The following is a 10,144-nucleotide window of genomic DNA, read 5'->3' as shown; positions in this document are numbered from 1 at the left end:
CGCAGGCAGGACCACCCTCACCGGCGAAGGCCTCCAGCACGCCGACGGACACTCCCCCCTGCTCGCCTCCACCAACCCGGCAGTGGTCACCTACGACCCCGCCTACGGCTACGAAATCGGCCACATCATGCGCTCCGGCCTCGAACGCATGTACGGCCCGGACTCGGACGACCAGAACGTCATGTACTACCTCACCGTGTACAACGAACCCATCGTCCAGCCCGCCGAACCGGAAAACCTCGACACCGAAGGCGTCATCAAGGGCATCTACCTGCTCGCCCCGGCAAAGATCGACGGTCCCCGCACCCAGATCCTCGCCTCCGGCGTCTCCGTGCCCTGGGCCCTCGAAGCCCAGCGCATCCTCGCCGACGACTGGAACGTCTCCGCCGACGTCTGGTCCGTCACCTCCTGGAACGAACTGCGCCGCGACGGACTCGCCGCCGAAGAGGAAGCCTTCCTCAACCCCGGCCAACCCGCCCGCACCCCGTTCGTCACCCAGCAACTCGAAGGCGCCACCGGCCCCATCGTCGCCGTCTCGGACTACATGAAAGCCATCCCGGACCAGATCCGGCAATTCGTCCCCAACGAATTCGCCACCCTCGGCGCCGACGGCTTCGGCTTCTCCGACACCCGCGCAGCAGCCCGCCGCTACTTCAAGAACGACACCCACTCCATCGTGGTGCGTGCCCTTGAAATGCTGGCGCGCCGCGGCGAAGTTGACGTGGATTCCCCGGTCAAGGCGATTGAGAAGTACAAGCTGCTCAACGTCAACGCCGGAACCACCGGCAACGCAGGAGGCGAGGCCTAGCCTGCCCGGCGGCTTCGGACGACAGCACTGAACGACGGCGGTCCCCTCCACAAGGAGGGGGCCGCCGTCGTTTGTCGGCGGAACGGTCGGTAACGCTGTGAGCCGCGACAAGCCGGATTGTAGCCTTCGCACAAATGGAGCTTGCGCGGCGGTGGCCGTATGCTCAAAGAATGCCAGCACCAGCCAGCCCGTCCCAGAAGCGGAAACCGGCCCCGCCGAAGGTCACTCCGGAGAAGTCCGAGACCCTCAAGCAGCTTCGCGCCAATGTGGGGCAGCTGTCCACCAGCACCATGCGCAAACTGGAGCAGTCCCTGCCTTGGTACAGCCGGCTGAGTGCGGATGAGCGGTCGGCGCTGGGCATGGTGGCGCAGAACGGCATCGCGGCGTTCGTCACGTGGTACGAGCGGCCCAGTTCCCCGTCGTGGATCCTTACGGACGTCTTTGGGACGGCGCCCACGGAACTGACCCGCTCGATCAGCCTGCAGAAGGCGTTGCAGCTGATCAGGATCGTGGTGGAAGTGGTGGAGGACCAGGTTCCGGTGATTGCGCCGGAAGCCGACCAGCCCTCCCTGCGCGAGGCGGTCCTGCGTTATTCCAGGGAAGTCGCCTTCGCCGCCGCCGACGTCTACGCGCGGGCGGCCGAGTCCCGCGGTTCGTGGGACACCCGGCTGGAAGCCCTGATCGTGGATGCGATCCTGCGCGGTGAAAACACCGATGCCCTGCGATCCCGGATCGCGGCTCTTGGCTGGAAGGCCCAGGAACGCTTTACCGTGATGGTGGGGAATTCGCCGTCCGAACCAAGCGCCAGCTATGTCAGTGAGCTGCGGCGGATCGCCGGCCGGTACGCCGAGGACGCACTCGTGGGCATCCAGGGTGACCGCCTCATCCTCATCCTGGGCGGGGTGCAGGACCGCGAAACCGCCTACGTGAAGCTCAGTGAAATGTTCGCCCCGGGACCTGTGGTGTACGGCCCCGAGGCCAGTTCGCTGATGGAGGCCAGCGGCTCCGCCCAGTCGGCCTTTGCGGGGTTGACCGCCGCGCGCGCCTGGCCCTCCGCGCCGCGCCCCGTGGCCGCCGACGACCTCCTGCCGGAACGGGTAATCTCCGGCGATGACGCAGCCCGCCGCTCACTGGTCAAGAACATTTACCGGCCGCTCCTGGCGGCGTCCAACGGCCTGGTGGAAACCCTGGGAACCTACCTGGAGCTGGGCCATTCCCTGGAGGCCACGGCCCGCGAGCTCTTCGTCCACGCGAATACGGTGCGCTACCGCCTGAAGCGGGTCTGCGACGTCACGGGCTGGGACCCCCTGCTGCCCCGGGAGGCGTTCGTGCTGCAGGCCGCACTGGTGGTGGGCCGCCTTTCGGCCCCTCCGAAGGCCGCCACGGAGCGCCAAGTGTCCCGGAACCAGCCCTGAGGCATTGTAGACTTCCTACAACCTGACCCCGTGAGCTTGGTGCGGTGAAACACCGCTGGATCACACAGTAATTTGGAAAGCTGGTTACGTGCTTGCAATAGTCTGCCCTGGACAGGGCTCACAGACCCCGGGTTTCCTGGCCCCCTGGCTGGAACTTCCTTCGGTGGCAGGCCAGCTGGCCGCCCTGAGCGACATCGCAGGCATCGACCTGATCGCCCACGGGACCACCTCCGACGAGGAAACCATCAAGGACACTGCCGTGGCGCAGCCCCTGATCGTTGCCGCCGGACTGGTTACCGCGGCCTCCCTCTTCGATGTCGAACTCAATTCCCTCCCGGTGATCCTGGCCGGCCACTCCGTGGGCGAAATCACGGCAGCCGCCCTTGCCGGGGTACTGACGGAGAAGGAAGCGATGACCTTTGTCCGCGAGCGTGCCAACAGCATGGCCGCTGCGGCCGCCGTCACCCCCACCGGCATGAGCGCCGTCGTCGGCGGCGACCCCGCCGACGTGCTGGCGGCCATTGAGGCCTCCGGTGCGGCGCCTGCCAACGTCAACGGTGCAGGACAGACCGTGGCGGCAGGAACTTTCGAGCAGTTGAAGGCCCTGGCGGACAACCCGCCGGCCAAGGCACGCGTCATCCCGCTGAAGGTGGCAGGAGCGTTCCACACCCGCCACATGGCGCCCGCAGTGGACGCACTGAAGGCGCTTGAGCCGGAGCTGAACCCGTTGGCACCCAAGGTGCCTTTGCTGTCGAATTACGACGGCGGCGAGGTCACCGACGGAGGTGCCGCCGTCGAAAGCCTCATCGCCCAGGTCTCCCGCCCGGTCCGCTGGGACCTGTGTATGGAGACCATGGCCAGCCGGGGCGTGACGGGCTTGATCGAGCTCGCTCCGGCAGGCACGCTGGCGGGCCTCGCCAAGCGTGGCATGCCGGGCGTCAAGACCGTCGCGGTCAAAACCCCTGATGACCTGTCCGCCGCATTGGCACTATTTGCAGAACTGGAGGGCAACGCATGAGCGTCCCCACGCTGAAGCAGACTCCCATCCAGGAGAACACCCGCATCCTTGGCCTCGGGGCGTACCGGCCCGACGTCATCGTCACTAATGAGGACGTCTGCCAGTGGATTGATTCCTCGGACGAATGGATCCGCCAGCGGACCGGCATCGTGACCCGCCACCGGGCTCCCGCCGACGTCAGCGTCATCGATATGGCTGAAGGCGCCGCCCGTGAAGCCATGGCGAAGGCCGGGATTGACGGCTCGCAGCTCGGCGCCGTCATTGTCTCCACCGTCACGCACCCGTACGCCACTCCCTCCGCGGCCGCGAGCCTGGCCGACCGGATCGGCGCCACGCCTGCCCCGGCCTTCGATATCTCCGCCGCCTGCGCCGGTTACTGCTACGGGATCGCCCAGGCCGACGCCCTGGTGCGTTCCGGCGCCGCAAAGTATGTCCTGGTGGTTGGCGCCGAGAAGCTCTCCGACGTCATTGACAACCGGGAACGCACCATCTCCTTCCTGCTCGGCGACGGTGCCGGCGCCGTCGTCATCGGTCCTTCCGAAACCCCTGGCATCGCGCCCTCCGTGTGGGGCTCGGACGGCAGCAAGTGGGACGCCATCGGCATGACCCGTTCCCTGCTTGACGTCCGCGACCTGGGCCTGGCGGCCCGGCAGTCCGACTCCACCGGCGACCTCGCACTCCTGGAGGAGGCCCAGGAGCTGTATCCCACCCTCCGGCAGGACGGCCAGACCGTGTTCCGCTGGGCGGTGTGGGAGATGGCCAAGGTGGCCCAGCAGGCACTCGACGCCGCCGGCATCGAAGCCGAGGACCTGGTTGCCTTCATCCCGCACCAGGCCAACATGCGCATCATCGATGAAATGGTTAAGAAGCTGAAGCTGCCCGAGACGGTTACAGTGGCACGGGACATTGCCGACGCCGGCAACACCTCCGCCGCATCCATCCCGCTGGCCACGCACCGCCTCCTGCAGGAGAACCCGGAACTGAGCGGAGGGCTGGCCCTGCAGATTGGGTTCGGTGCCGGTCTGGTCTTCGGCGCACAGGTAATTGTCCTTCCCTAGATACGACCAAGGGCCGCAACCGCGGCCCGGACCGTTTCCGGCAGCCCCTGCCGGCAATACAAGAAAAGGAGCCACCAATGGCTAGCAACGAAGAGATCCTGGCCGGCTTGGCTGAAATCGTCAACGAAGAAACCGGCCTGGCCCCCGAGGCCGTCGAGCTGGACAAGTCCTTCACCGAGGACCTGGACATCGACTCCATCTCCATGATGACCATTGTGGTCAACGCCGAGGAAAAGTTCGGCGTGCGCATCCCTGACGAAGAGGTCAAGAACCTCAAGACCGTTGGCGACGCCGTCAGCTTCATCTCCGGAGCACAGGCCTAGTCACAGGTCTCTGCCGTCTCACGGCTTGGCAGGGCTGCCGGTCCGGACTGACCGGACTGGCAGCCCGCCGCATTTATCCGGCACAGTGCCCCGACCGGGACTGGCCGATCATCAATATGTGCGGGACCCTGCGACAGGCGCAGCCGGATTCCCCACCGACGAAAGAGTGATCCCATGACACGCAAAGTAGTCATTACCGGTCTGGGTGCCACCACGCCCATCGGCGGCGATGTCCCCACCATGTGGAACAACGCCCTCAAGGGGGTCTCCGGTGCCCGCACCCTGGAGGACGACTGGGTAGCCAAGTACGAACTCCCCGTCCACTTCGCCGCCCGGTGCAGCACACCTGCCTTGGACGTGCTGACCCGCCTTGAAGCCAAGCGGATGGACCCGTCCACCCAGTTCGGGGTCATCGCTGCCCGTGAGGCCTGGGCTGACTCCGGCATCACCGAGTTCGACCAGGACCGACTGGCCGTCGCCTTTGCCACCGGCATCGGCGGGGTCTGGACGCTGCTGGATGCCTGGGACACCCTGAAGGAAAAGGGCCCGCGCCGCGTCCTGCCCATGACCGTTCCCATGCTGATGCCCAACGGCGTTGCTGCCGCCGTCAGCCTGGACCTTGGTGCCCGGGCCGGCGCCCACACTCCCGTGTCAGCCTGCGCCTCGGGCACCGAAGCCATGCACCTCGGCCTGGAGCTCATCCGCTCCGGCAAGGCTGACGTGGTGATGTGCGGCGGTGCGGAAGCTGCCATCCACCCCATGCCGCTGGCAGCATTCGCGTCCATGCAGGCCCTGTCCCGCCGCAACGACGAGCCCGAGCGTGCCTCGCGCCCGTACGATACCGCCCGTGACGGCTTCGTCATGGGTGAAGGCGCCGGCGCCCTGGTCCTGGAGGCCGAGGAGCACGCCCTGGCCCGTGGAGCGCGCATCTACGCCGAGCTGGCCGGAACGTCCGTGACCGCGGACGCCTACCACATCACCGCCCCGGACCCGCAAGGACTTGGCGCCACCCGCGCGCTGAAGGCCGCCATGTTCGATGGCCGCATCCAGGCAGAAGACGTGGTGCACGTCAACGCGCACGCCACCTCCACTCCCGTCGGCGACAAGCCGGAGTACACGGCCCTGCGGGCAGCTTTGGGCACCCATGTGGACAACGTGGCTGTCTCAGCCACCAAGTCCCAGATGGGCCACCTTCTGGGCGCTTCGGGCGCGGTCGAGGCAGTCCTGACCGTGCTGGCCGTCCACGAGCGCAAGGCGCCTGTCACCATCAACCTTGAAAACCAGGACCCGGAGATCCCGCTCGACGTGGTCACCTCCGCCCGCGATCTCCCTGCAGGGAGCATCGTGGCGCTGAGCAACTCCTTCGGCTTCGGCGGCCACAACGCCGTCGTGGCAATCCGCAGCATATAGCCCCAGCCCGGGAAGACGCCCGGACACCAAAGGAGGCCCCGCCGGCTTGGCGGGGCCTCCTTTTGCTATGGAGGGTTGAGTGGGCTGCGGTACCGGCGATCATCGGCGGCCGAAGGCCACGGATGGAACGGACGACGGCGGTCAGCCCACCTGGTGCAGCCAGCGAACGGGAGCGCCCTCGGCAGCGTGGCGGAACGGTTCAAGTTCCTCGTCCCAGGCTTCGCCCAGGGCGAGGGAGAGTTCGTGGTACACGGCAGCGGGGTCGCCCGCGCCTGACTCGTAGGCATACCGGATCCGGTCCTCGGAGACCATGATGTTGCCGTGGACATCGGTAACGGCATGGAAGATACCCAGCTCAGGCGTGTGTGACCAGCGGCCGCCGTCCACGCCGTGGCTTGGCTCCTCCGTTACCTCATAGCGGAGGTGCGCCCAACCTCGAAGGCAGGACGCCAGTTTTGATCCCGCGCCGGGGGTCCCGGTCCAGGACAACTCCGCCCGGAACATTCCGGGCGCCGCAGGCTGCGGGGTCCACTCCAGGTCCGTCCGCTTGTCCACCACGGCACCAACCGCCCACTCAACGTGGGGGCACAGCGCCGTAGGGGCCGAGTGAACGAACAGTACACCGCGGGTCATTGCAACAGACATTCCATCCTCCATAGCTCTAGGTACGTCTTCCCCAACGACCTCTGCCTGGATGGAACTGCCGTGCCCTGCACTGCGGCGGTGGTTCCCTGACTGTATTCAGATGTATCAAATGAAGCTGTGTCCGGACTTGCACTCCCGCCCAAAGCTCCAGAGAGCTTCAAGCGGCACTTGAAAGTTGCCGGACGTGACTCTTATTGTGCCGTACCCCGTGGAATTACGCCAGTGCGATTAGCCACAGCCATCAGGCCCTTGGATGGGCCTGCTGGTAGCTCTTGCGCAGCCGGTCGACCGAGACGTGGGTGTAGATCTGGGTGGTGGCGAGGCTGCTGTGGCCCAGGATCTCCTGCACTGCCCGAAGGTCGGCTCCGCCGTCGAGCAAATGCGTGGCAGCCGAATGCCGCAGGGCGTGCGGTCCGGACGCGGACGTATCGCCCAGGGCCTCGAACAGGGCGCTGACCAGGGCGCGGACCTGGCGCTGGTCCACCCGCTTGCCCCGCACCCCCAGGAAAAGGGCGGGCCCGCTGGAATCTTTCGCCAGTGCGGGACGGCCACGCCGGAGCCAGTCGTCAATGGCCACCGCGGCAGGCACTCCAAACGGGACCGTGCGTTCCTTGTTGCCTTTGCCGATGACCCGCAACGTGCGGCGGTCCGGGTCGAGGTCATCGATATCGAGCCCGGCGAGTTCGCCCACGCGGATGCCCGTGGCGTAGAGGAGCTCCACGACGGCCCGGTTCCGCACGGCCAGGGGCTGGCCTTCAGCCGCCGAGGCGTCCAGTCCCTCCAGCAGGCGCGACAGCTGGGATGCCTGCAGGACGGCGGGCAGCGATCCCTCCCGCTTGGGCGCCTTCAGGCGCAGGGCAGGGTCCACGTCAATGAGTTCTTCCCGGAGCGCCCAGGCGGTGAATGCCCGGGCCGTGGCGGACCGGCGTGCCAACGTTGCCCGCGAGGCGCCTGCGGAACTTTGGCTGCCGAGCCAGCGGCGGAAGGTTCCCAGCTCAAGGTCGCCCAGCACTGCGACGCCTTCCGATGCTGCATGGGCCAGGAGGCCGTGCAGGTCGCCCAGGTACGCGCGCCTGGTGTGCGCTGACACCGCGCGTTCGCCCGACAGGTAGCCTGCGAACGCGTCCAGCGCCTTGCCGAGTTCCGCGGGCAGCTCTCCATCTTCCACTCCTCTACTTTCCCAGTTGCATGGCCTTCGTCCCTAGGCGACACGGTTATGGCTTGCCGCGTTTCCAACCGCCCCGTTCCGATACCGCCAGGCCAAGGAGACCCAGCCTGCCCAGGCCCGCCCGCACCGATTCCAGTCCCAGCCCTGCTACGGCCGACAGCTTTTCCACCGAGGTGGTGGAGCGAAGGGGGAGGGCATCCAGCAGGATCAGGTCCTCAAGCGTCAGCCCATCCTGCACCGCCGCGTCCCCCGTTTTTTGATCGGGCAGGGACATTCCGCTGGGTGAGGCGAGCTCGGCAACTTCCGCGGCGTCAGTGACGCAGACTGCTCCCCCGTCGCGGAGAAGCCGGTGGCAGCCCGCTGAGTTGGCGCTGTGGACCGATCCCGGAACGGCACCGACGGCACGGCCCAGGGTTTCCGCGTGGTGGGCGGTGTTCAGCGCCCCCGAGCGCCAGCGGGCCTCCACGACCACGGTGACCGACGAGAGGGCCGCGATGAGGCGGTTCCGTTGCAGGAAGCGGTACCGGGTGGGCGCCGACCCCGGTGGCACCTCGGCCAGCACCGCTCCCTGGTTGGCCACGGCGCGCAGGAGGTCATCGTTCCCTGACGGGTAGAAGCGGTCCACTCCCCCGGCCATGACGGCAATCGTGGGTATTGCGGAGGTGCCGCCGGCAAGGGCTGCGCGGTGGGCGTGGGCGTCGATTCCGTAGGCTCCGCCGGAGACAATCGTGTAGCCGCGCTGCCCCAGGGAGTAGGCGAGGTCTCCCGTGACCGCTGCCCCATAGCTGGTGCTGTCCCGGGACCCCACCAGGGCGACGCACTTGTCCGCCGGCGGCAATGGCTGTGGCTGGCCACGCCACCACAGGCAGATGGGTTCCTGGATTCCGAGGTCGGCGAGCTGGGCCGGCCACAGCTCATCGGAGGGAATGATCAGCCTGCCGCCAATGCGGGCCATGGTTGCAAGGTCCCGTTCAGGTGCCAGATCGGGGATGCGGGGCTGCCAGCGCTTCAACGCAGCAGCCAGCCCCGCCCAGCTGCTGGTCCCGCTGTCGGCCAGCACTGACGTGATCCGGTGTTCCAGCCCTGGCCCCGGCGCCGTCTGGCCCGTGGCGATGCGCAGGGCCTCCGTCGCCCCGCAAATCTGCACCAGGGCCAGGCCCGCGGCATCCTGCGGTTCCATCAGCCGGGAAAGCGCGGCCCGCGCCAACCGTTCCGGGTCCATGCGGGGCTCCTTCAACTGCGGTTCGTTCAGCTCGTTCACGCCTGCCATCCTTCTCATGCTGCGGCAGCGGCGGCCTGCCGCAGGCCGAGCGCCTGGCCGATGTCGTTTGAGTCGGGCGTTTCCCGGTGGCCAAGGTCTGCCAGCGTCCACGCGAGCCGCAGGACCCTGTCGTAGCCCCGCGCGGTCAGCAGTCCCCGCTCCAGGGACTGGTCAAGGATGCGGGTGGCGGCCGGGGCCAGCCGCAGTTCGCCACGCAGGATGCGGCCAGGAACCTGCGAATTTGTTTCAAGGCTGAAGCAGCCAAGGCGTTCGGCCTGGCGCGCCCGCGCGTCACGCACCCTGGCCGCCACCAATGCGGTGTCCTCCTCTTTCCCTGCCTGTCCGAACTCAGCCAGCGACACCCGCTCCACCTGCAGTTGGATGTCCACGCGGTCCAGCAGCGGACCGGACATCCTGGCGAGGTAGCGGCGGCGCATCATGGGCGTACATGTGCACTCAAGCCCCTTGCCCGACGCCTTGCCGCAGGGGCAGGGATTGGCAGCGAGCACCAACTGGAACCTTGCCGGGTACGCTGCGGTCCCGGCCGACCGGTGGATCACCAGCTCCCCGCTCTCCAGCGGCTGCCGCAGGGCGTCCAGCACCCTGCGTTCATATTCCGGGGCTTCATCAAGGAACAGCACGCCCCGATGGGCACGGGAGGCGGCACCAGGCCGGGGCAGGCCCGATCCGCCGCCGATGATGGCGGCTGCGGTGGCTGAATGGTGCGGGTTCTCAAACGGTGGCCGACGCAGGAGCTGGACCGTGGATGACGGCAGGCCGCACAGCGAGTGGATGGCGGTGACCTCCATGGATTCGTGGTCACCGAGATCGGGCAGGAGACCGGGCAGGCGCTCGGCCAGCATCGTCTTGCCCGCACCTGGAGGAATGCGAATAACAGCGTGAAACGTCGGTGCTGCGATCCTTGTGTAAGCGGCCATGAAAAACTGCCCATAGGCGGCCACGAAATTGCCCACTGACGGCCAGTAGAACTGCCCACTGGTGGCCATGAGATCTGCCCACTTCCTCAACTGTTCCTGC

General features: G+C 67.3%; 10 protein-coding genes. 6 read left to right on the top strand and 4 right to left on the bottom strand.

Annotation, left to right across the window (positions count from 1 at the left end; all coding sequences use genetic code 11):
* The 6 genes from ACTJK0_RS21145 to ACTJK0_RS21120 form a co-directional block, all read left to right on the top strand.
* Window positions 1–808 (top strand): transketolase-like TK C-terminal-containing protein (locus tag ACTJK0_RS21145; protein WP_440746516.1); only part of this gene is annotated, 808 nt, incomplete at its 5' end.
* A gap of 170 nt (window positions 809–978) precedes the next feature.
* Window positions 979–2,223: a helix-turn-helix domain-containing protein gene (locus tag ACTJK0_RS21140; protein ID WP_110540926.1), complete on the top strand. Its 1,245-nt coding sequence runs from the start codon at window positions 979–981 to the stop codon at window positions 2,221–2,223.
* Between the two features lie 88 nt (window positions 2,224–2,311).
* Window positions 2,312–3,241 carry an ACP S-malonyltransferase gene (locus ACTJK0_RS21135; protein ID WP_181422313.1) on the top strand — a complete coding sequence of 310 codons (930 nt, stop codon included), beginning with the start codon at window positions 2,312–2,314 and terminating at the stop codon, window positions 3,239–3,241.
* Window positions 3,238–4,299 (top strand): beta-ketoacyl-ACP synthase III, encoded by a 1,062-nt coding sequence (locus ACTJK0_RS21130; RefSeq protein ID WP_110540928.1) that lies wholly within the window; start codon window positions 3,238–3,240, stop codon window positions 4,297–4,299. The genes ACTJK0_RS21135 and ACTJK0_RS21130 overlap by 4 nt, the downstream gene beginning before the upstream one ends.
* 77 nt (window positions 4,300–4,376) lie before the next feature.
* Entirely contained in the window at window positions 4,377–4,622 is a 246-nt protein-coding gene (locus ACTJK0_RS21125; protein WP_056335424.1) for an acyl carrier protein, read from the top strand.
* 174 nt (window positions 4,623–4,796) lie between these two features.
* Window positions 4,797–6,032, top strand: a complete 1,236-nt coding sequence (locus tag ACTJK0_RS21120; protein WP_440746515.1) for a beta-ketoacyl-[acyl-carrier-protein] synthase family protein — start codon at window positions 4,797–4,799, stop codon at window positions 6,030–6,032.
* Between the two features lie 141 nt (window positions 6,033–6,173).
* Here ACTJK0_RS21120 and ACTJK0_RS21115 read toward each other — a convergent pair whose 3' ends face one another.
* From ACTJK0_RS21115 to ACTJK0_RS21100, 4 genes are all read right to left on the bottom strand, one after another.
* Window positions 6,174–6,677: a DUF3145 domain-containing protein gene (locus tag ACTJK0_RS21115; RefSeq protein WP_440746514.1), complete on the bottom strand. Its 504-nt coding sequence runs from the start codon at window positions 6,675–6,677 to the stop codon at window positions 6,174–6,176.
* 241 nt (window positions 6,678–6,918) lie between these two features.
* The gene (locus ACTJK0_RS21110) at window positions 6,919–7,845 is read right to left on the bottom strand and encodes a tyrosine recombinase XerC (RefSeq protein WP_440746513.1); all 927 of its coding nucleotides are present in this window, start codon (window positions 7,843–7,845) and stop codon (window positions 6,919–6,921) included.
* 46 nt (window positions 7,846–7,891) lie between these two features.
* On the bottom strand, window positions 7,892–9,067 hold the full coding sequence (gene dprA, locus ACTJK0_RS21105; RefSeq protein WP_440746517.1) for a DNA-processing protein DprA: 1,176 nt from the start codon (window positions 9,065–9,067) through the stop codon (window positions 7,892–7,894).
* A gap of 53 nt (window positions 9,068–9,120) precedes the next feature.
* On the bottom strand, window positions 9,121–10,144 hold a 1,024-nt coding region (locus ACTJK0_RS21100), incomplete at its 5' end, for a YifB family Mg chelatase-like AAA ATPase (RefSeq protein ID WP_440746512.1).

Origin of the sequence: Paenarthrobacter sp. 22069 (genome assembly GCF_052046035.1) — a bacterium.
Lineage (GTDB): Bacteria > Actinomycetota > Actinomycetes > Actinomycetales > Micrococcaceae > Arthrobacter.
The sequence above is the reverse complement of the archived record's forward strand: the minus strand, read 5'-3'. Positions and strand labels throughout refer to the sequence as shown.

Excerpts from the sequence above, each read along its gene's own strand:
- ACTJK0_RS21120 (WP_440746515.1), top strand. The coding sequence starts at position 4,797 with ATGACACGCAAAGTAGTCATTACCGGTCTGGGTGCCACCACGCCCATC.
- dprA (WP_440746517.1), bottom strand. The coding sequence starts at position 9,067 with ATGGACCCGGAACGGTTGGCGCGGGCCGCGCTTTCCCGGCTGATGGAA.
- ACTJK0_RS21140 (WP_110540926.1), top strand. The coding sequence starts at position 979 with ATGCCAGCACCAGCCAGCCCGTCCCAGAAGCGGAAACCGGCCCCGCCG.
- ACTJK0_RS21125 (WP_056335424.1), top strand. The coding sequence starts at position 4,377 with ATGGCTAGCAACGAAGAGATCCTGGCCGGCTTGGCTGAAATCGTCAAC.
- ACTJK0_RS21115 (WP_440746514.1), bottom strand. The coding sequence starts at position 6,677 with ATGTCTGTTGCAATGACCCGCGGTGTACTGTTCGTTCACTCGGCCCCT.
- ACTJK0_RS21130 (WP_110540928.1), top strand. The coding sequence starts at position 3,238 with ATGAGCGTCCCCACGCTGAAGCAGACTCCCATCCAGGAGAACACCCGC.